The sequence below is a fragment of the Aeromonas sp. FDAARGOS 1408 genome (genome assembly GCF_019048665.1).
In the GTDB taxonomy this organism is placed as follows: Bacteria; Pseudomonadota; Gammaproteobacteria; order Enterobacterales; family Aeromonadaceae; genus Aeromonas; species Aeromonas dhakensis.
Genome location: NZ_CP077394.1, coordinates 787,933 through 813,591, shown reverse-complemented (window position 1 = coordinate 813,591; position 25,659 = coordinate 787,933). Strand labels below are relative to the sequence as shown.

The following is a 25,659-nucleotide window of genomic DNA, read 5'->3' as shown; positions in this document are numbered from 1 at the left end:
GCTACTCTCCCTTCAGATAAGCCTTCAACCGCCGTTCAACCTGGGGGCCATTCTCGCCATGGGCGATGGCCATCAGGCCTTCCAGCGTCATCTCCTGAAACAGGGCGTAATGATAGTGAAAAGCGCGCAGGCGATTGGCGATCGGCAGGTAGAGCAGGTTGGCAAAGCCGACACCGTAAATGGTGGCAACGAAGGCGACGGCAATGCCGGCACCGAGAGCGGCGGGCTCCTCCAGATGAAACATCGCCTGGATCAGCCCGATGACGGCACCTATGATGCCGATGGTCGGACTGTATCCCCCCATGGCCTCGAAGACCCTGGCAGAGTGCTCGTTGCGCTCCTGCTCGATATCGATATCCGCTTCCAGCAACATGCGAATGTCGTCTACCGAAACCCCGTCCACTATCATGGTGAGGCCATGACGGGTAAATTCGTCACTCTCCTGCTCGGCCTGATTCTCCAGCGCCAGCAACCCTTGCTGGCGTGCAAAGATAGCCCAGGATTGCAATCTCTCGGCCTGAGCGACCAGATCCCAGTCCGGCGGCAGCACCATCCAGCGGGTCTGCCTGAGCGCTTCCAGCAGGAACTTGCGCGGCGTCTGCAAAATGACCGCCCCCCAGGTTCCCCCCACCACGATGACAAACGCGGGTCCATCGAGCAGGGTCAACAGGTTGCCGCCATGCCACAATTGGGCAATGGCAATGGCTCCCAGTGCCAGGATCAGGCCAAACATGCCCATCGTTAGCGGCCCAGCTCAACCAGGATACGTTGTGCGACCCGATCCAGCGGCAGCGATTCAGTGGCAATACCGGCTTTGGCAACCGCCTGCGGCATGCCATAAACCACGCAGGACGCTTCATCCTGCGCCCAGATGGTGGAGCCCTGCTCCTTGAGCAGGCGCGCGCCATCCCGACCGTCCGCTCCCATCCCGGTCAACACGATAGCAAGCACCTTATCGGCATAGGTCTTGGCGGCAGAGGCGAAGGTAATGTCGACACACGGCTTGTAGTTGACCTTGTCATTACCATCGACAATGCGGATGCGGGCACCGGCACCACGGCCTTCCAGCAGCATCTGTTTGCCACCGGGGGCCAGGTAGGCGTGACCGGGCTTGAGCACATCCCCATCTTCCGCTTCCTTGACACCTATCTGGCACAAGCCATTGAGACGTGCGGCAAAGGCCGCGGTGAAGGTCGCCGGCATGTGCTGGATAAGCAGGATCGGATGCGGGAAATCGCCGGGCAGCTTGGTCAACACATTCTGTAGGGCGACCGGGCCGCCGGTAGAAGTACCAATGGCCACCAGCTGATAACTCTTGCCGCTGCGCTTGAATGCGGCCACCGGAGCAGCACGCTGCGGCTCTGCCTGACGTTCTGCCGGACGTGGCGCATTCAGAGGTGTCCTGGCCACAGGCTCGGGCGCCTTCGGGCGTGCCGGCGCAGACATCAGGAAGCGCTTGCGTGAAATCTCCTTGACCCGCTGCTGCAGCAAACGGACGGCTTCATCCTTGTCACGGGCAATGTCTTCGAATTTCTTGGGCAGAAAGTCGAGCGCCCCTGCATCGAGCGCATCGAGCGTGGCTTTGGCCCCTTCATGGGTCAAAGAAGAGAACATCAGGATCGGCGTGGGGCACTTGGCCATGATCTCACGCACGGCACTGATGCCATCCATCACCGGCATCTCTATGTCCATGGTGATCACGTCAGGACGCAACTGCTGTGCCTTTTCTACCGCTTCCCGCCCATTTTGGGCCGTGTCGATGACCGTCAGCATGGGATCCTGAGTGATGATCTCGCTGACCCGACGACGGAAGAAGCTTGAATCGTCGACAACTAATACCTTGATTGCCATTGTTATTCTTCTAACTCCTTGAGCCTGGGGTATCAATGTCTACGGGCGTACGCCTTGAGCAGACTCGGCACATCCAGAATGAGCGCAATACCGCCATCGCTGGTGATGGTTGCCCCGGCCATGCCGGGAGTCCCCTGCAGCAGGCTGTCCAGCGGCTTGATCACCACCTCTTCCTGGCCGATCAGATTGTCCACGACAAAACCGATCTGCTGGGTACCAATCTGGACAATCACCACGTGGCCCGTATCCTGACGCGATTTTCGGTTTTTGCCTCTGACCAGCCAGTTGTGCAGATAGAACAATGGGATGGCCTTCTCGCGCACTATGATGGTGAGCTGTCCATCCACCATGTTGGCCTTTTTCAGATCCAGATGGAAAATCTCGTTCACACAGCCCAGCGGTAGCGCGAACGTCTGTTCGCCCACTTCCACCATCAGGGTCGGCAGGATCGCCAGGGTCAGCGGCACCTTGATCTCGAGACGGGTGCCCTTGCCCCAGGTCGAATCGATATGCACCGAGCCATTCAGGCTGACGATGCTGGTCTTCACCACATCCATCCCGACGCCACGGCCGGAGATATCGGAGATCTCTGACTTGGTCGAGAAGCCGGGAGCAAAGATCAGGTTGTAGGCATCGTTGTCGCTCATGCGTGCCGCAGTATCGGCATCCAGCACACCGCGGCTGATGGCGATGGACTTGAGCTTCTCGGGATCCATCCCAGCACCATCATCCTCGATGCAGAGCAGGATATGATCGCCCTGCTGGGACGCGCTCAGGGTAATGGTACCTTGCCGTGGCTTGCCCGCCTTCTCGCGGACATCCGGCATCTCGACGCCGTGGTCGCAAGAGTTGCGCACCAGGTGAACCAGCGGGTCGGCAAGCGCCTCCACCAGGTTCTTGTCGAGATCGGTCTCTTCACCCACCATCACCAGCTCAATCTCTTTCTTGAGAGTTCGGGCAAGATCCCGCACCACCCGTGGGAAGCGACCAAATACTTTCTTGATAGGCTGCATGCGGGTCTTCATCACCGCGCCTTGCAGATCCGCCGTCACCACATCCAGGTTGGCAACGGCTTTTGACATGTCTTCATCGTTGCTGGCGATGCCGAGGCTCACCAGACGGTTTCGTACCAGCACCAGCTCACCCACCATGTTCATGATGACATCCAGCGTCTTGGTATCCACCCGTACCGTAGTGTCGCTTTGCACCGCACTGTCGGCGGGCGCTGGCGCAGCCTGCTTCGATGGCGCCGGGGCAGGAGCCGGTTTTGCCGCTGCCGGCGCGGCGGCTGGCTTGGCCGCAGCAGGTGCAGGAGCAGGTTTGGCTGCCGGCACCGGAGTAACCGGTGCTGCCGGTGCTGGAGTCTGGGGCGCCGCCGGGGCAGACATGCTGCTCTGCGGACTCTGACCGCGACCGTGCAGTTCATCCAGCAGGCGTTCGAACTCATCGTCATCGATCAGCTCGTCCACCTCTTTCTGTACCGACTTCAGCGGGTTGACTTCGGGAGCACCACCGTGCTGACCCTGACCATGGAGCTGGTCAAGCAAGGCTTCAAATTCGTCATCCGTGATGTCGCCGGAACTCGGCGCGGCAGGGCTGGCCGCTGCGGTAGGTGCTCCACCGACGCCATGCAACTCGTCAAGCAGGCGTTCAAACTCATCGGCCGAGATCTCATCGATGGAACCACCGCCGCTGACCACGGAGGCCTCCGGCACGGCCGCAGGCTCCGGCTCGGCAATCACAGCCACCTCTTCAACCACGGGAGCGGCAGCCTCCACCGGCGCACTGTTGCCTGCAGAAGCAGTCAACAGCTGCTCTTCCCCTTCGGGTTTGCAGAGCTCGTGCAGATCATGAAGGATTTCGGCGGACGCAGGGCTAGGCGGTTCGCGATTCTGCACCTGGGCGAACATCACATTGATGGCATCCAGGGCCTGCAGGATCACGTCCATCAACTCGGCGGTCACGGTCCGCTTGCCGTTGCGCAAGATGTCGAACACGTTCTCGGCACCGTGGCAGACGTCCACCAGTTCGGTCAGCGAGAGAAAACCGGCGCCGCCCTTGACGGTATGGAAGCCGCGAAATATGGCATTCAACAGATTCTTGTCATCGGGTCGCTTTTCCAAGTCGACCAGTTGTTCAGACAACTGTTCCAATATTTCGGATGCTTCGACCAAAAAGTCTTGCAGTATGTCTTCATCAACTTCGAAGGCCATGCGTCACTCCATTAAAATCCCAGGCTAGACAGCAGATCGTCCACATCATCCTGACCATTGACCACATCGGAACGAGTCTCAGGGTTCATGATGGGGCCTTCGGCTTCAATCCCGCTTACAGGAAGGCTGCGAGAAGAATGCTCGGCAGATGCCTCACCAAACATAGTCAGCATTTCTATTAATTTAGTTTCAACTTCCTGGACCAACTTGATGACCTTGCGGATCATTTGGCCGGTCAAATCCTGAAAATCTTGCGCCATCAGGATTTCTGTCAGCAGTTGCCGTAATTTATCGGCATCAGATTCAGAAGCCTTAATAAAATCATCCAGTTGGTGACACAAAGACTTGAATTGCCCAACACTCATGTCTCTGCTCATCAGGGCATTCCAGTTGGGCAGAACGAGTTGAATGTTGTCATTTAACCGATCGGCAATGGGCAGACTGGCTTCCACCGCATCCATGGTGCGATTGGCAGCCTTGTCCGTCATGTCGATGACATAGCTGAGGCGCTCCCGCGCATCGGGAATTTCATGGGTGGCCAGATCGGGGATCCTGGGATCTAGCCGAAAATCTTGTAGGGAATCATGCAGTTGTCGGGTCAACTGACCCACTTTGTCAAACAGGGCCGCCGCATTGGGTGCACACGCATCGGCGATGAGAGTGTCGGCCTGTTCGAATTCACCTTGCTCAAGATGGGCAACAAGCATCCTTGCCTGATCGAGCGAAATCATTGCACTCGTTTTGGCCTTCATCCCTGCTGCTCCTTAGCCGATTCGTTCAAAGATTTTGTCGAGTTTCTCTTTGAGCGTTGCAGCAGTGAAAGGCTTGACGATATAACCATTGACGCCTGCCTGGGCGGCTTCAATGATCTGCTCGCGCTTGGCTTCGGCAGTCACCATCAGTACCGGCAGGTGTTTGAGCTTGTCATCGACGCGAATAGCCTTGAGCAGGTCGATGCCTTGCATGCCTGGCATGTTCCAGTCGGTCACGACAAATTGAAAATCGCCATTTTTCAACATTGGCAAGGCCGTGTTGCCATCGTCTGCTTCGTGGGTGTTGTTGAATCCCAGGTCACGCAGCAAGTTCTTGATAATCCGGCGCATCGTTGAAAAATCGTCAACAATGAGGATTTTCATGTTCTTGTCCAAAATTCCCTCCTAAATAGCCGCCAGAGCGGCTCACTTACATGATGCAGATCGCAGGTTTTGTTTTGCGGATTATGCCTTAGAGTTTTGTTTCAGTGTAGCCAGTACAAACACTTATACATGCCAATCTCTTAAACGCGCGCGTAATCTGTGCATCGCCTGACTGTGTATCTGGCTCACGCGAGACTCGCTGACGTTCAATACCTCGCCTATTTCACGCAAGTTCAGTTCTTCATCGTAGTAAAGGGAAAGCACCAGCGCTTCCCGTTCCGGCAGACGGGCAATGTGTTCGGCCAGCGCCCCCTGGAAACGTTCGGCCGCCAGTTCATCAAAGCCGTTGCTGCCCGGCTCGTCATCGGGGTGACCGATGACATCCTCGCTGACACCAAGATCCTCGATGCCGATGATCTTGCCGCAGGACACATCCTGCAGCATGGTGTGATACTCGGCGAGGCTGACCCCCATCTGGGCGGCCACTTCGGTGTCGCGAGCATCACGACCGTGGGTTTGTTCAACATTTTCGATGGCTTCGGCTATGGTGCGGCTGTTGCGGTGAACCGAGCGCGGCACCCAGTCACCGCGCCGGATCTCGTCCAGCATGGATCCGCGGATGCGGATCCCGGCGTAGGTTTCAAAACTGGCCCCCTTGCTGCCATCAAAATTGCGGGAGGCTTCGAGCAACCCAATCATACCTGCCTGGATCAGGTCATCCAGCAAGACACTGCTTGGCAGGCGAGCCAACAAATGCTGGGCGATCCGCTTCACCAGCGGAGCATGGCGCTCGACCAGCACGTAGGAATCCTGATGACGCAAGTACGCTTGGGCTTTATTCACGGGAACCTTCCTGTGCTATGACCGGCTTTTGCAGCAAATTTTCCAGGAAAAATTCGAGATGACCGCCGGGTTGGTTAGGAATGGGCCAGCTTGCCGCCTTGTTGGCCAGCGCTCTGAATGCCAGTGCGGCCGGAGACTTGGGGAAGGCTTCGACAATCAGCTTCTGCTTGCGCACGGCAGCCCGCAGATTGGTGTCATAAGGCACGCAGGCAACCAGCTCCAGTGAGGTATCCAGGAAGCGGTCGGTCACCCGGGTCAGCTTGGCGTAGAGCTCCTGCCCTTCGCGCAAGGAGCGCACCATGTTGGCCACCACCTTGAAGCGAAACACCCCGTGCTCCTTGGAGAGGATCTTGATGAGGGCGTAGGCATCCGTGATGGAGGTCGGTTCATCGCAGACCACCACCATGATGTCCTGGGCAGCACGGGTGAAACTCAGCACCATGTCAGAGATGCCTGCCGCGGTATCCACCAGCAGGATGTCGACCTGGGTCTTCATCTCGCTGAAGGCGCGGATAAGCTCGGCGTGTTGCACCGGCGAGAGCTCGACCATGGACTGGGTGCCCGAGGTCGCCGGCACTATCATCATGCCGTAAGGGCCTTCGACTATGATGTCGTCGATGGTGCATTCGCCCGCCAATACATGGGAGAGGTTGCGATGCACCCGCAGCCCCAGCATGACGTCCACGTTGGCGAGGCCAAGGTCGGCGTCCAGCACCATCACCCGTTTGCCTTGTGCGGCCATGGCTCCCGCCACGTTCAGGGTTACGTTGGTCTTGCCGACGCCCCCCTTGCCACCAGACACGGCGATCACTTTTACTCGATTGTTTTGACGCATTTTGCGCAGACCACTCGCCTGATCCATATACATGTTACTCATAAAACTCCGAATCTTCGGCCTCGCCAAAGCCTGTGCCCCAGAAATAGGGTTCTTCTGTTTCCCGCTCCAGCGAGCCCATGGCAGCTCCGACGAGCTGCGCCGCATTGGCGACCTGAATATCTTCCGGAACCCTTTGTCCATCAGTGATATAGCTGATGGGCAACGCATTCTGGATACACACGTTAATCACTTCGCCCAGATTCAGACTCTCATCTAATTTGGTAAGTATGCAGCCGCTCAATGGAATACGCCGGAAATGGTCCACCGCTTCCTGCATCACCCGACGCTGGGAAGTGGCAGACATCACCAGGTAGCTGCGGATGCGCACCTTGGCATTCTTGACCAGGGTATCGAGCTGCTCGGTCAGCCGGATATCCCGCTGCCCGACCCCCGCCGTGTCGATCAGCACCAGCCGGCGGTGGCGGAACTGATAGAGGGCATTGGCCAGCTCTTCGGCATCACGCACCTGGCGCACCGGGCAGCCCATGATGCGACCATAGGTCTGCAGCTGTTCATGGGCCCCGATCCGGTAGTTGTCGGTGGTGATGAGGGCCACCTGCTCGGCACCGTACTTCATGGCAAACCGCGCCGCCAGTTTGGCGATGGTGGTGGTCTTGCCCACCCCGGTCGGCCCGAGCAGAGCAACCGCTCCGCCCTGGCGCAGAATCTCGTCTTCGCTGATCTTGAGCTGGGCCGTCAGCACCTCGGCCAGCTGGGCCATGGCCTGATGGATCGGCATATCCTCGGGGATCATGCCGGCCAGCTGATCGGCGAAGGCATCGTCGAAGCCCATCTTCTTGAGCTCCTTGATAAGCAGGGCACGCATCGGCTCGCGGCGCTCCACCTCCTGCCACATCAGGCCGGAGATCTGGTGCTCCAGCAGCTTGCGGATGCTGGCCATCTCCTTGCGCATCCCTTCCATCTCCTGATCCCGCTGAGGGGATTGGGGAGCACGACCGGGCGCGGCAGCCCTCGCCTTCGGCTTGGCCGGTTCGGGAGCATTTCCCCACTGTCCCTGTTCGGCCAGAGTGCGGGGAGCACCGCTGGCGGCGGCAGGCGCAACGCCGTTGAGCCCCTGGCCGGCCGGGTTCAGTTTTTGCTGGCGGGCCAGCAGGGCGGCCAGGGTATCGGCATAGTGTTCATTCTGCTCTTTGGCCGGGCTCGGCGCGGAGCGCGTCATCTGCCGGCCGGCAGACGAGATATTGACGCTCTCATCGTTCAACTGACGGCGAACCGGCGCGTCCTTGGGTCCCGGCACCTGGGACTGATAATCGACAGCGGCGACTATCTCCACCCCACCGGTGACCTTCTTGTTGGACATGATGACGGCATCGGGCCCGAGAGTCTCCTTGACCTCGGCCAGAGCCGTTCGCATGTCCTTGGCAAAAAACCGCTTAATCTTCACCCGTCATCTCCGCTAACTAGTTCTGTCCTACCGCACTGACGATGCGGATTTGCTTGTCATCAGGCACTTCCTGATAAGACAGAACGCGCAATCCAGGAATGGCATTCTTGACAAATTTCGCTAGGGTATTGCGCAGTATCCCTGATGTCAGAAGCACGGCCGGCTGGCCTTCCAGTTCTTGTCGTTGTGTGGCTTCCACCAGCGAGCGCTGCATCCGCTCCGCCAGTCCCGGCTCGATGCCAGCGCCATCACCACCCCCTGCCTGCAGGGATTGATGCAATATGCGTTCCAATTCCGGTGCCAAGGTGATCACCGGCAGTTCGGGATCCGGTCCGGCAATCTCCTGCACGATCAGGCGCCGCAGGGCGATACGGCAGGCGGCCGTCAGCACTTCCGGATCCTGGCTGCGCGGGGCATATTCCACCAGGGTCTGCAGGATAGTGCGCATATCGCGGATTGGCACGCCTTCATTGAGCAAATTCTGCAATACCTTTACCAGGTTACCCATGGAGATGACCTCAGGAACCAGCCCTTCCACCAGCTTGTTCTGATGCTTCCCTATCATGTCGAGCAGTTGCTGCACTTCATCGTGACCCAGCAGCAGGGCGGCATGGTTGGAGAGGATCTGGCTGAGGTGAGTGGCCACCACGGTCGCGGTATCCACCACGGTATAACCCAGGGTCTGCGCCTGGGAGACCTGCTCCTTGGCAACCCAGACCGCCTCCAGCCCGAAGGCCGGGTCCCGGGTGGCAATCCCCTGGATCTGGCCGAACACCTGACCCGGATTGATGGCCATTTCCTTATCATGATAAACATTGGCCTCGCCGGTACTGACCCCCATCAAGGTGATGCGATACTGGTTCGGGGCGAGATCCAGGTTGTCACGGATATGCACCGCAGGCACCAGAAAACCCAGCTCCTGGGAGAGCTTCTTGCGCACCCCCTTGATCCGGTTGAGCAGCTCGCCGCCCTGATTGCGATCCACCAGCGGGATGAGCTGATAACCCACCTCCAGTCCGATGATGTCCACCGGCATCACGTCGTCCCAGCTCAAGTCTTTCTGCTCGTGAGGCTGCTCTGCGTTCGCCGGCATCAGCTCGCCCTTGGCGGCCTTGGCGGCCAGTTGTTTCTCGCGGCGCAGCAGCCACCAGGCACCGGCGGCGGCGACGCCACCCAGGCTCAGAAACGCCAGATGGGGCATGCCGGGCACGCTGCCCATCATCAGCAGGATACCGGCCGAGATGATGAGGGCTCTGGGGTTGTCGAACAGTTGACCCAACACCGCGGTACCCATGTCCTGATCGGTATTCTGACGGGTGACGATGATGGCGGCGGCGATGGAGAGCAGCAGCGACGGGATCTGGGCGACCAGACCGTCACCTATCGCCAGCAGGGTGTAGATCTGGGCCGCTTCGCCGAAGCTCAGCTGATGTTGCACCATGCCGATGATGAAGCCGCCCAGGATGTTGATGAAGAGGATCATGATCCCCGCCACCGCATCCCCTTTCACGAATTTCGAGGCACCGTCCATGGAGCCGTAGAAGTCGGCTTCCTGAGTCACGTCCTGACGACGCTTCTTGGCCTCTTCCTGATTGATGAGGCCGGCGTTCAGATCCGCGTCGATGGCCATCTGTTTGCCGGGCATGGCATCCAGGGTGAAGCGTGCACTCACCTCGGAGATCCGGCCCGCACCCTTGGTGACCACCACGAAGTTGATGATCATCAGGATCATGAAGACGATGATGCCGACCGTGTAGTTGCCGCCGATCACCACGTTGCCGAAGGCCTCGATCACGTGGCCAGCCGCCGCACTGCCGTTGTGGCCTTCCAGCAGCACCACCCGGGTGGAGGCGACGTTGAGGGCGAGACGTAGCAGGGTGGCTATCAGCAACACGGTCGGAAAGGCGGCAAATTCCAGCGGCCGGCGGGTATAGACCGCCACCAGCAGCACCACGATGGAGAGGGCGATGTTGAAGGAGAAGAGGATATCCAGCATCAGTGGCGGGATGGGCAGCACCACCATACCAAGGGAGGCCAGTACCAGCAGCGGCGTCCCCACGCCCTTGGTCAACAGCCACTTGTACTCTTTGATACGGCCCAATGATGCCTGGAGTTTCATCGTTTTTCTCAATCTCAAACCGCTGATGCCAGATTAAAGCAAACATCAAGCCAATAATGCAACGCATTGAAATACAATGCTTTTATTTTGACTGTGTCAGAAGTTTGTCATTTGCGAAATTCGGGCGGGATGGGCAGATCCTTGGCCAGCGGGTTGGGGCGACGACCACGGCCACGGCGGAACTTCCTGAGCTGATAGACATAGGCCAGCACCTGAGCCACGGCGGCAAATAGCCCCTCCGGGATCTCGTGGCCAATCTCGGTAGCGTGGTAGATGGCGCGGGTCAGCGCCGGAGAGGGCATCACAGGGATCTCGTACTCTCGGGCTATCTCCCTGATCTTCATCGCGATTTCATCGGTACCCTTGGCTACCACCTTGGGCGCGCTACCGGGCTTGGCGGAATCGTACTTGAGCGCCACCGAGTAGTGGGTCGGGTTGATGATCACCACGTCCGCCTTGGGCACGTCCCCCATCATGCGGCGCATCGCCATCTCCATCTGCAGGCGACGGATCCGCCCTTTCACCTCGGGTTTACCCTCGCTGTCCTTGAACTCGTCCTTGACCTCCTGCTTGGTCATCTTGAGCTGGCGCATGTGGTTCCACTGCTGGAACGGCACGTCGATGGCGACGATGGGAATAAGGGCGCAGCAGAGGATGATCAGCATCCACAGCAGCAGATCCAGCGCGTCTATGATGCCGCCCGGGTAGCCCTCGAGGGAGAGGTTGAGCAGGTGGTTGAACTGGCTGGAGAGCATCCACCAGGCGAACAGGGTGATGAACACCACCTTGGCGATGGACTTGATCAGCTCGACCAGGGACTGCACCCCGAACATCCGCTTGATGCCGTTGAGGGGGCTCAGCTTGCTCCACTTGGGCAGCATGGCCTCGGAGGAGAAGTTCATCCCCCCCATTAGCACGTTGCCGACGAAGGCCGCAATGGCCACCAGCATGAACAGCAGACCAAGAGGCTGCAGCAGTTCGCGCAGCAGGGCCGGCAGCATGGTCATCATGGCGTTGGGATCGAACGCCTGCTCCCTGTCCAGGGTAAAGCCCATGGTGAGCACTTTGACCATGGCGCCGGCCAGGCTCTCCTTGACCATCAGCAGGCCGAATACGGCCGCCAGCAGGACGCTGGCGGTGCCCAGCTCCTTGGATCGTGCAATCTGCCCTTTTTCCCGGGCTTGTTGCAGTCGTTTGCCCGTGGGTTGTTCGGTACGTTCCTGATCAGTATCAGCCATGCTGACCCCCGCACAGGTTGAGTGGGCGAGCCGAAACGCCCGCCCGCTCGCCGCCGTTCAGCAGAGCGAATGCAAGGCCGCAGGCCAGCGCGGCCTGCGGCAGATAACGGCGCCCCACTGCCATCTTACTGGCCCCCCAGACACTGGGTGCCGATGAGGGTGCAACTGGTCTCCTGCACCCGCTCCCACATGCTGTCGAAATGGCCAAGGAAGCCGCCGATGGTGAGCCAGAGGATCAGCAGGCCCGACATCATGCTGACCGCAAAACCGATGCTGAAGATGTTGAGCTGGGGGGCGGCGCGGGTCATGACGCCGAAGGCAAAGTTGATGAGCAGCAGGGCGACGATGGCGGAGAGCGCCATCACCAGCGAGGCCTGATACATGACCCCGAGAAAACCGATCAGATCGCGGATGGAGGGCAGGCTGAGGCCGCTGTCAGACACCGGCAGGGTCTCGAAGCTCAACACCACCATGCGCAGCATGATGAGGTGGCCATCCACCGCCAGAAACACCAGGGTCGCCAGCATCAGATAGAACTGACCCACCACAGGGGCCGACTGGCCGTTCATGGGATCCACCAGAGTAGCGAACCCCAGGCTGGTCTGCATGGCGATGATCTGGCCGGCCATCACGAAGCTTTCCATCAGAAACTGGGTCATGAGGCCGAGGGCGATGCCGATGAGCAGCTGCTGCCCCAGCACCAGAAAACTGCCGACGGAGAAGAGCTCAATCCTGGGCATGGCGGGCAAGAGAGGGGCGATCATCAGGGTCAGCGCCAGCGCCAGGCTGATGCGAATGCGGGCCGGGGTCAGCCGGCTGCCGAATACTGCCATCACCATCAGCAGCCCACTCACTCGCGCCAACGGCCAGACGATGGAAGACAACCACTCCATGATGAGAGCGGTTGTATAGGTCATGCGGGCACCTTGCCGGCCTGCGGCAGCGGCAGGCGCACGGCCTGGCTACTCATCCCACCACCTCGGGAATTTGACTCACCATCAGCATGAAGAAGTCCATCAGACTCTGCAGGCCCCAGTGCGCCCCCGCCCCCAGCGCAAACAGGGTGACGATGAGACGGGGCAGAAAGCTCAGGGTCTGTTCGTTGATGGAGGTGGCGGCCTGGAAGATGGCCACCAGCAGACCGACGCAGAGGCTCGGCAGGATCACGGCACACACCATGATGGTGACCAGCCAGAGCGCCTCGCGAAAGACGTCGATAAAGGTTTCAGGACTCATGCCATTCGCTCCTTGCGTCGTTCGCCCTTAACCACCGGCACCCAGACCAAAACTGTTGGCCAGGGATCCCAGAATGAGGTTCCAACCATCCACCATGACGAACAGCATCAGCTTGAACGGCAGCGACACCAGCATCGGCGACAACATCATCATCCCCATCGCCATCAGGATACTGGCCACCACCAGGTCTATCACCAGGAAGGGCAGAAACAGCATGAAGCCTATCTGGAAGGCGGTCTTGAGCTCGCTGGTGACAAACGCCGGGATAAGCACCCGCAGCGGCACGTCGGCGGGCTTGTCCACCTGCACGTTCGCTATCTCCATGAAGGTGTTGAGATCCTTGATCCGGGTCTGGGCCAGCATGAACTGGTGGATGGGCAGCTCGGCCCGCTCCAGCGCCTCCTTGGCCTGAATGGTCTCGGCCAGATAGGGTTGCAGCGCCTCGTTGTTGATGCGATCCAGCACCGGCGACATGATGAAGAACGACATGAACAGGGCGATGCCGATCAACACCTGGTTGGAGGGGCTCTGCTGCAGGCCGATGGCCTGACGCAGGATGCCGAGCACTATGATAATGCGGGTGAAGGAGGTCATCATGATGACCATGGCCGGCAGGAAGGAGAGCGCCGTCATCAGCGCCAGCACCTGCAGGGTCAGGCTGTATTCCTGGCTGCCGTCCGCCATGGTCTTGATGGTGACCGCCGACATGCCGTCCTGGGCCAGCGCCAGCGGCGAGCAGAGGATCAGGAGGGATAACAGGCCGACCAGCAGCCGACCGTGCGGCCGTGAGCCGTTAGCTTTTTTCATGCTTGCCCATCAATTTGCCAAGCTGCTGGGAAAACGCCTGGGGCTGGCTCTCGTCCAGCGGCTCTTCCAGGCGATAGAGAAAGTTGACCTGCTGCGGCGTCACCCCGAGCAGCAGTTGCTGCTCGCCCACCTTGACCACCAGCAGCTTCTCCTTGTAGCCCACCGGCAGGCTGGCGATGACGCGCATCTGGCCGCCGCCCATGGCGGTGGCAATCTTGCTTTTCTTGAGCAGGAAACCGAGCACCAGGATGAGGCCAATCACCATCAGACTGGAGAGCAGCCAGGAGGTGAGGCTGGGCGGATTGGCGCCCGCACCGGGTTCGGCCAGTGCGGGGAGGGAGAGCAGCCACAGCGACAAGAGACGGATCATTTGAGTTTCTTGATCCTTTCAATCTGACTGATGACGTCAGTCAGTCGAATACCGAACTTGTCGTTCACCACCACCACCTCGCCGTGGGCGATCAGGGTGCCGTTGACCAGCACGTCCAGCGGCTCGCCCGCCACCCGATCCAGCTCCACCACCGAGCCCTGGTTGAGCTGCAGCAGGTTGCGGATGCTGATCTGGCTGCGGCCAACCTCCATGGCGATGGTGACCGGGATATCCAGAATGGTATCCAGCTTGCGCCGCTCCTCGGCACTGATGGGGGCATCGTCCTTGAGCTCCTCGAGAGGAGCGGGCTTGGCTTCGGCAGTCACCTGCTCTTCCAGCGCGGCAGCCCAGGCATCCGCCATCAGATCCTCTTCCTCAGTTCCGCTCATCTTGAATTCCTTATGCTGTTTTCGTGACGGTCTGCCCAGGCAGGCCGTCGTTTATTGCTGTTGGTCTCCGATGCTGCGCTCGAGCTCTTCCAGCTCGGCCTCGCCATCGATGCGTACGCCGCCCCGGGTCACCAGATGCATCTCTGTCTTGACCCCTTCCGGGCGTTTGAGTTTGTCGGTGATCTTGAGCGCCACATTGTCCTTGGTGCGGCCCATCTTGGCGTGGAAGGTGGGCAAGTCCTCCACGAACACCAGCAGGTTCTCCGGCATCTCCACCGGGATGATGTCGCCAGGCTGCAGCTCCATCAGCTCGCGCAGGGTGAGCTCGGTCTCCAGCAACTTGGCCCGCAGCTCCACCTTGACGTCCATGATCTCGTCGCGCAGCGCCTTGCTCCAGCGCACGTCGGTGTCGCCCTTGTCGCTCTGCACGCCGGCATCCAGCAGCTCGCGGATGGGCTCCAGCATGGAGTAGGGCATGGCCACGTGGAAGTCGCCACCGCCGCCGTCCAGCTCGATGTGGAACGAACTCACCACGATCACCTCGGTGGGGCTGACGATGTTGGCCATGGCCGGGTTCACCTCGGAGTCGAGGTACTCGAAGCCCACGTCCATCACCGGCGCCCAGGCATCCTTGTAGTCCTCGAACACCAGCTTGAGCAGCATCTGGATGATGCGTCGCTCGGTGGGGGTGAACTCGCGCCCCTCGATCTTGGCGTGGTAGCGGCCGTCACCACCGAAGAAGTTCTCCACCAGGATGAAGACCAGCCGCGCCTCCATGGTGATGAGCGCCGTCCCCTTGAGGGGGCGGAAACGTACCATGTTGAGACTGGTCGGCACGAACAGGGTGTGGACGTATTCGCCGAATTTCAGCATCTGCACGCCGTTGATGGAGACCTCGGCGGTGCGGCGCATCATGTTGAACAAGCTGATCCGCATGTGGCGGGCGAAACGCTCGTTCACCAGCTCCAGGGTCGGCATGCGACCACGGACGATGCGGTCCTGGGAAGAGAAATCAAACTGGGCGACACCGGGATCCCCCGCCGCGCCTATCTCCTCCTCTTCGACATCATCGACCCCGTGCAAGAGGGCATCAATTTCGTCCTGACTTAACAGATCGCTCACGCTTCACCCTTATTGCATGACAAAGCCGGTAAACAGCACTTGTTCGATAACGGGGGAAGAGACCAGGTCATTGAGCACCCGACGGCACTCTTCCAGTGAATCCTTGCGCAGCTTCTCCTTGCCCTCGAAGGTCATCAGCTGCTCGCTGGTGGCCGCACTGAAGACCCGCAGCAGGGTGCCTTCGATGAGGGGGATATTCTGCTTGGCCAGCGTTTCGTCGGCGGTACCGCGAACCATCAGCTGGATCTTGATCTGCACCAGCCGGTCGCGCTGACCGCCGGAGACGTTGAACACGAAGGGGCGCGGCATGCCCACGTAGAGCGAGGGCTGAGGCGCCGCCTCCTTGGGTTTGGCATCCTTGCCCTCCCCCGCAGCTTCCGCCGCCGGCTTGTCACCGCCGGCCAGCATGAACCAGGCACCGGCGCCACCACCGCCCAGCACAATCACGGCCAGGGCGATAATCATGATCAGCTTCTTTTTCTTGCCTGCCGCCGGATCTTTCAGCGTCAGTTCGTTATCGTCTGCCATCCCTTGTCCACCCTAGTCTCAAACTTGTTCGATATCATAAACTTACTCGGGCTGGCATCAAGCATAGAAATCAATTCCGCGGTCGTTTGTCGATTCCCTCGACAAACTCATGCCGGCGCCCGTGACCTCTGCCTCAGTTTGGCCTGTTTCGGCAAAAGATCCGCTGCCTTTTTGTCCCTGCTGGCCCTGACCGGAGAAGCCAGACTGCCCCTGTGACTGCTGTTGCGGCTGTTGCTGCACCTGGGTCTGGCCAAGCTGGATGCCCTGCCCTGCCAGCATATCACGCAGCCGGGGCATGGCCTGCTCCAGCATTTCCCGGGTCTGGCCGTGCTGGACCACGAAGTGCACGTTGGCCTGGTTGGATGAGTCTATCTGGATCTGGATCTTCATCTTGCCAAGCCCGAGCGGGTCGAGCTGGATCTCCGCCTGCTGCAGCTTGTCCGCCAGCATCAGGTTCACCTTCTGGTGCAGCTGGGCCGGCGCCTCCGGGTCGGCCAGCTTGAGGTGGGGCAGATTGGCGGGATCCCGCCGCGCGGCCAGCTCGGCGGTGGCAGGCCGGTTGTCATGACCGACCGCCTGGGGCTGGCTGTTCTGTTGTACCTGCTGGCTGTGGCTGCTCTCCGGGGTGGCGGTCGTCTCACTGCTACCCTGGCTGGTGCCGCGAGCCAGCTCTGCAGCCTTCTGTTTCAGGTCAACCTTGACCTCGCTTCTGCCTCTGGCGCTGTCGCTGCGCTCGGTGGCTTCCATCTGCTTGAGTCCGGCCGACAGGCTGGCCAGGGAGGCTTGCGGGCCCTGAGGCTCACTGCTGGCCAGCACCTGCTGCGGCGCCACCAGCACGGGTTCGCTCGGGGGAGCGGCCGGTGCCTGAGTGCTGCCGGCTGCAGGCGCTGGCTGGCTCTCCGTCTTGGCCGCCGTTGCGGGTCTGGAGTGGCCATCTCCCTCGGCAACGCTCTGCGGCGGCGCCTTTTCAGAGGTCAGGTTCGCCTCGCCATCGGCCCGGCTCATCCCCTCGGCAAACGCCCTAGCTGCGCCCGGCTGAGCGGCCACTGTGCTGTGGGTGGTCTGCAGCGGGGAAGGCTTGGCAGGCTCATCCTTGCCGGCCATGGGCGGCACCACAGGCTTGGCCCCCTTGTCGGCGCCCTCCACCTGGATTTGGACGTTCTCCTTATCCTGTCCGCTTACCGCGGCAGCGGCTGGCACCTTGCTTTGCAAGGCCGCCCGCTCGGCGGCGGAGAGCTCACTTTTACTCCCCTTGGTATCTTTACCATTTTTATCGGCATGTTGGTCGGCATTGGCGCCACCGGCGCCGTTCTCCTTACCACTGCCCTCTTTCCCGGCTTCCTGCAACTGAGCCGTCAGGGCGGCGTCATCTGTCATGACGGCATCCGGCTGCGTGTCTTTCGCATCAACCGGCACACTGGTTTCGCCCGTGAGCAAGCTGGCAGCCTGACGGGCCAGCGCGGCGGCAGCAGTCGTCGTCCCCTGCTTGTCACCGCTGCCGGCGAGCGGCTGGGTGAGGGTGGCCGATGCCTCGGCCGACGCAGCCTGCGCGTCATCCGGCGGCAACATCTTGCCGTCCGTCTCGACTATTGGGGTGCTGGCGACCAGAGTGATGGCCGCCGGGGCGACCAGGGAGGTGTCCTGTTTGAGGGCATCCTGCAGACGCTGCAGGAAGTCGTTGGGGGCGAGGGCGGGGTCGGGATCGCTCCCCTTCTGTGGCTTGTCGTCGGCACCAGCGGCCTCTTCAGCTTCATTCGCCAAAGATTTGGCAGCCTCGCCCTTGGCGTTCTGCAGTGGCTTGTCGCTCTCCACGGCACCGGCCCGCTCCTGCCCAGTACCGGGCCGCGACGTGGCCTTGCCAGCAGCGTTGGCAACATGGCCATCGGCTTTGGCATTGCCCTTGCCGGCCTGCTGCACCCGGCTCATCACCTCGGAAAAGCCACCCTTGCCGTCGCTCTGCAGGGCTCCTTCGCTACCATCCTGACTCGCCGTCAGCACCGCACTCTTGTCGGCAGCGGCGGCTGTCGGTGCGGCGGAAGAATTGGTTAACAGTGTCTGCATCATGGTGAAGATTCCTGACGGCATTCGGCTTCGGGTTTCTCCTCAGCTCCCCGCAGGGAGTGAGGCGCACACGGGATGGCAAGAAGAAAGCAAGTTACAGGCCAGAATGGTGGAAACGGCGCAGCGTGGCGTACTCATCCAGCATCTTCTGCTCCTGGCGCTGGGCTTTAAGCTGCTCGCGCCCCGCCTGCTTGGCCAGCAGCAGCTCCACCGCCTTGCGCCGCTGCTGGGCGGCCAGCCACTCTTCACGGCGCAGCTCCAGCGCCTGGCGTACCTGCAGCACCCCTTCGTACTGCTGGGTCGCCGCCTGCTCGAGCTTGTTGATGAAGGCGTGATACTGGCTGTTCTGCTGGGCACCGATCCCCTGCAGGCCACGGTCGGTCCACTGCTGGTGGTAGATCTGGCGGTACTGGTTGAGCGCATCCTGCTGCTCTAGGAAGATTTTCAGATCCTGCTGGGCCTTGGCCAGCGCCAGCGCGGCCTGCTGCTCGGCCTCCACCAGCCGCTCCGACAACATCATCAAGCCTTTACTCATGGTCACGCCTCCCCTTCATCTTCTCGTCAACGCATCAGCGGCATGGCCACCAGCTGCAGGGCCTGCAGGCCGGCATCGTAGTGAATGACCTCGCGCATTCCCTGCTGCAAGAACTGATCCAGATAGGGTTTCTGGATGATGGCCCGGTCGATGCGGGGATCGGAGCCCTGGCTGTAGGCACCGATGGTGATGAGATCCCGGTTCTGCTGGTAGAGGGAGTAGAACTGCTTGAGGGTGCGCGCCAGCTCCATGTGCTCCGGCGAGGTCACCATGGGCATGACCCGGCTGATGGACTTCTCGATGTCGATGGCCGGGTAGTGGCCGGAGTCGGCCAGCTCGCGCGACAGCACTATGTGACCATCGAGGATGGCCCGCGCCGCGTCGGCGATGGGATCCTGCAGATCGTCCCCTTCCGTCAGCACGGTGAAAAACGCCGTGATCGAGCCCTGGCCGTCGCTGCCGTTGCCGGCCCGCTCCACCAGCGCCGGCAATTTGGCGAACACCGAGGGCGGATACCCCTTGGTGGCCGGCGGCTCGCCCACCGCCAGGGCGATTTCGCGCTGGGCCTGAGCGTAACGGGTGAGCGAATCCATCAGCAGCAGCACGTTGAGCCCCTGATCGCGGAAGTACTCGGCGATGGCCAGCGCCGTTTCACACCCCTTGAGCCGCATCAGCGGCGAGGCATCGGCCGGCGCCGCCACCACCACGGCGCGCTCGCGCCCCTCCTCCCCCAGGATCTCCTCGATGAACTCCTTCACCTCGCGGCCCCGTTCACCGATGAGCCCCACCACCACCACGTCGGCCACCGAGCCGCGGGTCATCATGCCGAGCAGCACGGATTTGCCGACGCCGGAGCCGGCAAACAGCCCCATCCGCTGGCCCTGCCCCACGGTCAGCACGGCGTTGATGGCGCGCACCCCCACGTCCATCGGCTGATGGATCGGGCGGCGAGAGAGCGGGTTGATGCGGTGCTGGGCAAACTGCACCGTCTGGGAAGAGAGGATGGGACCGAGCCCATCCAGCGGCTGGCCGATGCCGTCGATGACCCGGCCCAGCAGGTTCATGCCGACAGGAATGCCGTGCTCCTCGGTGATGGGCACCACCCGGGCGCCGGGAATGACCCCCTTGAGCTGTTCGCTCGGCATCAGAAACAGGCGATCGCCGGAGAAGCCGACCACTTCGGCCTCAAGCGAACCGTCCTGGGTATCGATGCGACAGAGTGCCCCGATGGCGGCGCGACAGCCGATGGCCTCCAGGGTCAAGCCCACCACCCGGGTGAGCTTGCCGGCCACCGGGGGTTTGGGGGCGATATCGCGTACCCGATACCCCTGCAACCGATTGAGTAACGAGCCGCTCATCCGGCCTCCTGAAAGCTGGTGTTGAATGCGTTGAAAAATAGGCAGGGCAAGCAGGCAAGGCCGCTAGCCGCGGCCATCCTGGCCGGCATTGTCCCGCAGAAAGTTGCGCAGCAGCTGGTCGATGCGCCCGGAGAGGGTCAGATCAATGCTGGAGAGCTCGGTGGCCAGTTGCAGATCGCCAGGGGAGAGGGTGGGATCGCTTTGCAGTCGCCAGTGGCGCTTGGCACACTCCTCGGCGCCAAATGCCTGCTCGACCCGGGCCAGATCGTCCGGATGCAGCATCAGGGTGACCCCCAGCTCGGCGGCGGGCAGCAGCGCCAGCCCCTGCTTGAGCGCTTCGAGCAGCAGCCTGGGCGAGGTCTCGGCTTCGTGACGGATGAGGGCGCGGGCCAGTTGCATCACCAGCGCGATGAGCTGCTGCTCCACCGCGCTGTCCAGCTCCTTGAGCGGGTTGGCGAGGCGATCGATCAGCCCCTGCCAGTGGTTCATCTGCTGCTCCACCAGCTCGCGGCCGAGGGCCAGCCCCTCCTCCTTGCCCTGCTCCAGTCCGGCGGCATGGCCCTGCTGCAAGCCTTCCAGCTTGCCCTCCTCGAGCCCCTTGGCGTAACCGGCCTCACGCCCCTCGGCCATCCCCTCTTCCCAGGCAGCCTGGCGAATGGCTTCCAGCTCCTCGGCGGTGATGCTGGGGGCCGGCTCCTCGGCCGGCTCTTCGACCGGCACCTCTTCCTCCTGCCGATACCAGTCCGGGGTCAATCCGAGGGCATTGGTTTCGACCTCGGCCTCGACCTCCATCTCCGGCCAGCCCCAGGTCTGAACCTGGCTCTCGTCCCCGTCGGGTCTGACATAGCCGCGCAGTTTATTGTTGTTCATCTGGTTGCCACACTCCTCGTCATCACGCTACCGGGAGTGCTATGCACGTCGATGCGAGCGCTCATCAGAGGAACTCCTCGCCGCCACCGGCACCCAGCATGATCTCGCCGGCATCCGCCAGACGGCGGGCGATGGAGAGGATCTCCTTCTGGGCGGCTTCCACTTCGGAGACCCGGATCGGCCCCATGGCCTCCAGATCGTCTGCCAGCATCTCGGCGGCCCGCTTGGACATGTTCTTGAAAATCTTCTCGCGCATCTGGTCGTCGGAGCCCTTGAGGGCCCGCTGCAGCAGATCGCCAGGCACTTCCCGCAGCATGGTCTGGATGCCGCGATCGTCCACGTCGATGAGGTTTTCGAACACGAACATCAAGTCCTGGATCTGCTGGCTCATCTCCTCGTCCGACTCGCGGATGGAGTCCATCAGCTGACCCTCGATGTTGGTGTCGAGGTAGTTCATGATGTTGGCCGCCGCCTTCAGGCCGCCCATCTTGGCTGCCTGGGCACCCGCCGCACCGGCGAACTGTTTCTCCATGATGTCGTTGAGCTCTTGCAGCGCCGCCGGTTGCACCTCTTCCAGGTTGGCGATGCGCATCACCAGATCCAGGCGCACCTGCTCCGGGAACTGGCTCAGGATCTCGGCGGACTGCTCCGGCTCCAGATAAGAGAGGACGATGGTCTGGATCTGCGGGTGTTCGTTCTGGATGATGCTGGCCACCTGGCGGGCATCCATCCACTTGAGGGAATCGAGGCCGCGGGCACCGGACCCCAGGATGATCTGATCCACCAGGTTGCTGGCCTTGTCTTCGCCAAGAGCGGCCACCAGGGCCTTGCGCACGAAGTCTTCGCTGCCGATACCGATGTTGGTGTACTTCTGGATGTCGTCGATGAATTGACGGTGAACCGCCGCCACCCGGTCGTGACTGAAATCCGACATGGAGGCCATCGACATGCCGAGCCGCTGCACCTGCTTGGGCTCGAGATGGCGGAAGATCTGGGCGGCGTCCTCTTCGTTGAGGCTCAGCATCAATACCGCCGCCATCTCCATGCCGCTCATCTGATCCAGGATCTGGCGCTGACTGTCGGTGATGTCATTGCCGGTGACCTGTGTCTTGTTTTCGTCAGCCATCTTTGTTCGCTACCCATTCTTTAATGACCTGTGCGGCCAGATCCGGTTCGTTCGCCACCAGGGCACGTACCGCCTTGAGCAAGTCTTCGTCACGGTGCAGATCCGGCAGTTTCAGATGGCCGTCACGTACCCCGAACACCGGCTCGGCTTCGGCCTGAGCCGCCAGCAGACTGAGCTCGTCATCCCCACCCAGCACGGTGTGGTTGTCGAAATCCAGTTCCCCTTCCGGCTTGGCATCCGGATAGAGCAGGCGCTTGAGCATGGGGCGCACCACGGTGACGATCAGCACTATGATGACCAGCACGGAGGCAGCGATGCGCACCGCGCGCCAGAACCAGGGCTGCTCGTAGAGCGGCGCCTCGGCCACGTTTTCAAGCTCGGGCCGGTTGAACGGGATGGCAACCACCTCCAGAGTATCACCACGGGTCACATCAAAGCCAAGGCCGCCGCTCAGCAGACGACGCAGGGTATCGAGTTCGGCCTGGGTGCGCGGCTCGCGGCTCACCTTGCCATCGGCGGCAGTGGCCGACTTGTAGTCCACCGCCACCGAGACGGTCATGCGGCGAATGCCACCCATCTGGCGCCGGATATGGCTGACGGTGGTATCCAGTTCGAAGTTGCGGGTCGCCTCCTTGCGGGAGCGGCCGGAGCTGGAGGCGGTGGTCTCGGCGTTGGGGCCGGTCGCCTGCTGCGGAATGTTGGAGGCAGCGGGCGGCTGGTTGGAGAGCGCGCCGGGCACGCCACCGTTGCTGCCATTGGCGCTGTTCTCTTCCATGGTCATTTCGGAGCGCACCGCCGGCAGGTCCGGGTTGTAGGTCTTGCGGGTCTGCTCCTGCTGGGAGAAGTCGAGGGAGAGGTCGACCTCCGCCGTATAATTGTCGGCGCCGAGCACCGGGATCAGGATGGCGTCAATTTTTTGTTTGTATTCCAGCTCCTGCTTCTGCTGCATCGCAAACTCCTTGCGAGTCTGGGCAGAGACGGGATCCTGGGAGCCGGAGTTGAGCAGGCGGCCATTCTGGTCGGTCACGGTGACGCGGGTCGGCTCCAGACCGTGCACGGCGGAGGCCACCATGTCGACGATGGAGTCCACTTCCCCCTGACCGAGGGCATTGCCCTTGAGGCTCAGCACCACGGTGGCGCTGGGCTTGCGTTCGTTGCGGGCAAACACGTTGTCTTTCGGAATGGCCAGCAGCACCTGGGCCTTGGCCACGTTCTGGAACTGTTCGATGGCGCTGGCCAGCTGGCGCTCGCGGCTCAGCTTGAGGCGTTCGCTCTCCATCCGCTGGCTGACCCCGAAGCTGGAGTCCTTGAGCAGGATGTCTTCCCCGTCGGTGCTGGCGTCAGTGGCGTTGGCCAGACCGGCACGGGTCAGCGCCAGCCGGATGTTGGAGAAGTTTTCGGCATTGACCAGCACGCTCTTGCCATCCACCTGATAGGGGATCTTCTGCTGATCGAGGAAGTCGAGGGTCTTGACCAGCTCCTGGGTGGTGTAGGTGCCAAGAGGACGCATGTCCGGCTCCTTGCCCCACAACAGGATGAAAACGGCGATGGCCAGACAGATGGCCAGCCCCAGGATCAGGGTGATCTGGCGCAGCACGTCCGTGTTGGAGAGGAAGCCGAGTGCCGAACTCTTCTGCTCATTCTCATCGAGGGCGGCGGTGCCCTCATCGTTCATCAGCAGTTCGCCGTTTTGATCAGTAGCCACGATTTATGTCCTTATTGCTGACATGTTCATGATGCTCAGTCGCCATGGGCCTGAGTTACACCGGCATGTTCATGATGGTCTTGTAGGCATCGACCATCTTGTTGCGCACCTGCACCGTCGCCTCGAAGGCGATGGAGGATTTTTGTCCGGCGATCATCACTTCGGACAGGTCGACCGAGTTGTCGCCCATGTCGAAACGGGTGCGCAGATCGTTGGCGGCCCCTTGCAGCTCGTTGACGTTGCCTAGGGCCTGCTGCAGCAGTTGACCAAAATCGGAGCTGACCTGACGGCCAGGCTGGGTGAGCGGCGTGGCGCCGGCTTCCACCTTGAGGGCCTGCATCTCTTGCATCAGGCTGCTTGCACTGATTTCCATATTTCATCCCCAGACAAATCATTGACACTGACAGGCTCCAAGCAATAAGAGTGCCAATTAGGGAGAAGTACCCTCGAAGCTGGGATTCTTGTGGTCACCAGATGATGAGCCGGCCCCTCAGGGGCGCGGCACGGCCCCCTCCCCCAGCAGCAGCCTCAGATAGCTCAGGTGGAGATCGTAGTGCTCCCCGGCGGGCAGCTTGACCAGTACCTCGTCATGCAGGTAGCCCGCGCGGCTCGCCGCCAGCTCGGGGGGAACCAGTCCTACCGCCACCAGCCTGGCGACGATGGCCTGCGCCAGAGCCATGGTCGCCTCGTCGGCACGCCCCCAGCCGAAGTGGCCCTGGTATGCCGACCCCTCGGCGCCGGGCTCGAGGGGGGAGACCAGATCCCCGCTGACCCAGAAGGCCGTGGGGATCCCCTCCTGCAGGCGCAGATAGATGCTCTGCTTGTCCCACTCCCGACGCAGGGCTCCATCTGCCCCGTCCTGTGCTGATGCTTGTGTCATGCCACTCTCCTTGTCTTGCTGACGAACCTGGCTGCGCCCATAAAAAAGAGGGCCTAAGGCCCTCTTTTTACTGTAATTCGCACCAATTAAACAGACGGCAATCCGCGCCGTGTGAAGAAAAACTGGCGAGGGCGAAGCCTCTGCTCAATCAGCGGGTCAGATCCTTGTCCACCCAGTACTTGGAGCCAGAGATATTGGCGTCCAGCAGCAGTCCCTTCTCGCCGATCTGGTAGATGGCCATGCCGCCGTTGTACTTGGCGGTCAACTCGGCGCTCTCCTTGCCCGCCACGGCACCCACCTCGGAGGTGGCTTCCCAGCCCTGGCTGACGAAGGCATCGAACCTGGCCTTGTCCTCAAACAGGATCACCTGCTGATAGAACTTGCCGCCCAGCCCGGCCGCCAGCCCGGCACCGAACATCTTCATGTAGGTGTGCTTGCCGGTGGCACGGTTGACGGCCACCCCAGCCCCCTGGTTGGTGTGCAGCATCAGGGAGAACTTGCGCGAGTCGAACACCGCATAGCCGTATGCCTTGTCAAACAACAGCTTGGCCGAGGGCTGTTCGTTGAACAGCCGCACCAGGGCGGTGTCGGCCATGGTATTGAGGGCAAGGCGCGCCTCGTCCGCCGTCTTGGGCTCCAGCATCTCGTCGAGCTTCTTGTCGGCCACCGCCAGCCACTCCTTGCCGGTGGCCACGCTCTTGTCGGTCCAGGCGCCGGCGGTATTGAACGCCTCCGAGCCCCACTGGGAAACCGAGGCCCAGGTCGCCTTGGAGAAATCGGTGACGCTCTGCCACGCCTCCTTGCTGGTGTCGCTCACCGCGTTGCCAAGCTCGGTCGCGGCCGCCTTCACCTTGGCCCAGTCGGCCAGACCAGGGGCCGAGGTCAGCGCCAGTGCCGTGGCTATCACCAGGAATCGAATCTTCATGCTGTTTCCCCCGCTGTGATGAGTCGAGGGTCACAGTAGCAGATCCGGCGCCCACCCGGTAAGTG

General features: G+C 61.4%; 26 protein-coding genes. All 26 read right to left on the bottom strand.

What is annotated here, in order from left to right; translation table 11 throughout:
- Position 1: 1 nt before the first annotated feature.
- Positions 2–739 (bottom strand): flagellar motor protein, encoded by a 738-nt coding sequence (locus I6L38_RS03960; protein WP_026140851.1) that lies wholly within the window; start codon positions 737–739, stop codon positions 2–4.
- 2 nt (positions 740–741) lie between these two features.
- A complete protein-coding gene (locus tag I6L38_RS03955) occupies positions 742–1,851 on the bottom strand; it encodes a chemotaxis response regulator protein-glutamate methylesterase (RefSeq protein ID WP_017766599.1) in 1,110 nt (369 codons plus the stop codon).
- A gap of 32 nt (positions 1,852–1,883) precedes the next feature.
- Positions 1,884–4,064, bottom strand: coding sequence for a chemotaxis protein CheA (locus tag I6L38_RS03950; protein ID WP_216989176.1), 2,181 nt, complete (start codon positions 4,062–4,064; stop codon positions 1,884–1,886).
- A gap of 11 nt (positions 4,065–4,075) precedes the next feature.
- Positions 4,076–4,816, bottom strand: a complete 741-nt coding sequence (locus I6L38_RS03945) for a protein phosphatase CheZ (RefSeq protein WP_005298816.1) — start codon at positions 4,814–4,816, stop codon at positions 4,076–4,078.
- Between the two features lie 12 nt (positions 4,817–4,828).
- Positions 4,829–5,212 carry a chemotaxis response regulator CheY gene (cheY, locus tag I6L38_RS03940; protein WP_010634617.1) on the bottom strand — a complete coding sequence of 128 codons (384 nt, stop codon included), beginning with the start codon at positions 5,210–5,212 and terminating at the stop codon, positions 4,829–4,831.
- A 111-nt stretch (positions 5,213–5,323) separates the two neighbouring features.
- Positions 5,324–6,043 carry an RNA polymerase sigma factor FliA gene (locus I6L38_RS03935; protein WP_005298811.1) on the bottom strand — a complete coding sequence of 240 codons (720 nt, stop codon included), beginning with the start codon at positions 6,041–6,043 and terminating at the stop codon, positions 5,324–5,326.
- On the bottom strand, positions 6,036–6,911 hold the full coding sequence (locus I6L38_RS03930) for a MinD/ParA family protein (RefSeq protein ID WP_010634619.1): 876 nt from the start codon (positions 6,909–6,911) through the stop codon (positions 6,036–6,038). Before I6L38_RS03930 ends, I6L38_RS03935 begins: the two co-directional genes overlap by 8 nt.
- 1 nt (position 6,912) lies before the next feature.
- A complete protein-coding gene (gene flhF / locus I6L38_RS03925) occupies positions 6,913–8,325 on the bottom strand; it encodes a flagellar biosynthesis protein FlhF (protein WP_010634620.1) in 1,413 nt (470 codons plus the stop codon).
- Between the two features lie 16 nt (positions 8,326–8,341).
- Positions 8,342–10,444, bottom strand: a complete 2,103-nt coding sequence (flhA, locus tag I6L38_RS03920; protein ID WP_005298806.1) for a flagellar biosynthesis protein FlhA — start codon at positions 10,442–10,444, stop codon at positions 8,342–8,344.
- Positions 10,445–10,551: 107 nt separating this feature from the next.
- Positions 10,552–11,682 (bottom strand): flagellar biosynthesis protein FlhB, encoded by a 1,131-nt coding sequence (flhB, locus tag I6L38_RS03915; protein WP_201882534.1) that lies wholly within the window; start codon positions 11,680–11,682, stop codon positions 10,552–10,554.
- A gap of 125 nt (positions 11,683–11,807) precedes the next feature.
- Positions 11,808–12,599, bottom strand: a complete 792-nt coding sequence (fliR, locus tag I6L38_RS03910) for a flagellar biosynthetic protein FliR (RefSeq protein WP_017766596.1) — start codon at positions 12,597–12,599, stop codon at positions 11,808–11,810.
- Positions 12,600–12,648: 49 nt separating this feature from the next.
- Positions 12,649–12,918, bottom strand: coding sequence for a flagellar biosynthesis protein FliQ (gene fliQ, locus I6L38_RS03905; protein ID WP_005298799.1), 270 nt, complete (start codon positions 12,916–12,918; stop codon positions 12,649–12,651).
- A gap of 27 nt (positions 12,919–12,945) precedes the next feature.
- Positions 12,946–13,725 (bottom strand): flagellar type III secretion system pore protein FliP, encoded by a 780-nt coding sequence (gene fliP, locus I6L38_RS03900; protein WP_201882533.1) that lies wholly within the window; start codon positions 13,723–13,725, stop codon positions 12,946–12,948.
- Complete coding sequence (gene fliO, locus I6L38_RS03895) at positions 13,712–14,095, bottom strand: flagellar biosynthetic protein FliO (protein ID WP_010634624.1); 384 nt, start codon at positions 14,093–14,095, stop codon at positions 13,712–13,714. The genes fliP and fliO overlap by 14 nt, the downstream gene beginning before the upstream one ends.
- A complete protein-coding gene (gene fliN / locus I6L38_RS03890) occupies positions 14,092–14,484 on the bottom strand; it encodes a flagellar motor switch protein FliN (RefSeq protein WP_005298791.1) in 393 nt (130 codons plus the stop codon). The genes fliO and fliN overlap by 4 nt, the downstream gene beginning before the upstream one ends.
- Positions 14,485–14,535: 51 nt before the next feature.
- Positions 14,536–15,606, bottom strand: coding sequence for a flagellar motor switch protein FliM (gene fliM, locus I6L38_RS03885; RefSeq protein ID WP_005298775.1), 1,071 nt, complete (start codon positions 15,604–15,606; stop codon positions 14,536–14,538).
- A gap of 9 nt (positions 15,607–15,615) precedes the next feature.
- Positions 15,616–16,134 carry a flagellar basal body-associated protein FliL gene (gene fliL, locus I6L38_RS03880; protein WP_005298773.1) on the bottom strand — a complete coding sequence of 173 codons (519 nt, stop codon included), beginning with the start codon at positions 16,132–16,134 and terminating at the stop codon, positions 15,616–15,618.
- Positions 16,135–16,191: 57 nt separating this feature from the next.
- Positions 16,192–18,198 (bottom strand): flagellar hook-length control protein FliK, encoded by a 2,007-nt coding sequence (locus tag I6L38_RS03875; protein ID WP_216989175.1) that lies wholly within the window; start codon positions 18,196–18,198, stop codon positions 16,192–16,194.
- A gap of 91 nt (positions 18,199–18,289) precedes the next feature.
- Positions 18,290–18,730: a flagellar export protein FliJ gene (gene fliJ / locus I6L38_RS03870; RefSeq protein WP_005298769.1), complete on the bottom strand. Its 441-nt coding sequence runs from the start codon at positions 18,728–18,730 to the stop codon at positions 18,290–18,292.
- A gap of 26 nt (positions 18,731–18,756) precedes the next feature.
- Positions 18,757–20,088: a flagellar protein export ATPase FliI gene (fliI, locus tag I6L38_RS03865; protein WP_005298767.1), complete on the bottom strand. Its 1,332-nt coding sequence runs from the start codon at positions 20,086–20,088 to the stop codon at positions 18,757–18,759.
- A 63-nt stretch (positions 20,089–20,151) separates the two neighbouring features.
- Positions 20,152–20,958, bottom strand: coding sequence for a flagellar assembly protein FliH (fliH, locus tag I6L38_RS03860; RefSeq protein ID WP_201892272.1), 807 nt, complete (start codon positions 20,956–20,958; stop codon positions 20,152–20,154).
- 64 nt (positions 20,959–21,022) lie between these two features.
- Positions 21,023–22,084 carry a flagellar motor switch protein FliG gene (gene fliG, locus I6L38_RS03855; protein ID WP_005298762.1) on the bottom strand — a complete coding sequence of 354 codons (1,062 nt, stop codon included), beginning with the start codon at positions 22,082–22,084 and terminating at the stop codon, positions 21,023–21,025.
- Positions 22,077–23,789, bottom strand: coding sequence for a flagellar basal-body MS-ring/collar protein FliF (fliF, locus tag I6L38_RS03850; protein WP_005298761.1), 1,713 nt, complete (start codon positions 23,787–23,789; stop codon positions 22,077–22,079). The genes fliG and fliF overlap by 8 nt, the downstream gene beginning before the upstream one ends.
- A gap of 55 nt (positions 23,790–23,844) precedes the next feature.
- Positions 23,845–24,162: a flagellar hook-basal body complex protein FliE gene (gene fliE, locus I6L38_RS03845; RefSeq protein WP_005298759.1), complete on the bottom strand. Its 318-nt coding sequence runs from the start codon at positions 24,160–24,162 to the stop codon at positions 23,845–23,847.
- A 117-nt stretch (positions 24,163–24,279) separates the two neighbouring features.
- Positions 24,280–24,669 carry a hypothetical protein gene (locus I6L38_RS03840; RefSeq protein WP_054545275.1) on the bottom strand — a complete coding sequence of 130 codons (390 nt, stop codon included), beginning with the start codon at positions 24,667–24,669 and terminating at the stop codon, positions 24,280–24,282.
- 148 nt (positions 24,670–24,817) lie between these two features.
- Positions 24,818–25,594 carry a hypothetical protein gene (locus tag I6L38_RS03835; RefSeq protein WP_010634629.1) on the bottom strand — a complete coding sequence of 259 codons (777 nt, stop codon included), beginning with the start codon at positions 25,592–25,594 and terminating at the stop codon, positions 24,818–24,820.
- Positions 25,595–25,659: the final 65 nt, after the last annotated feature.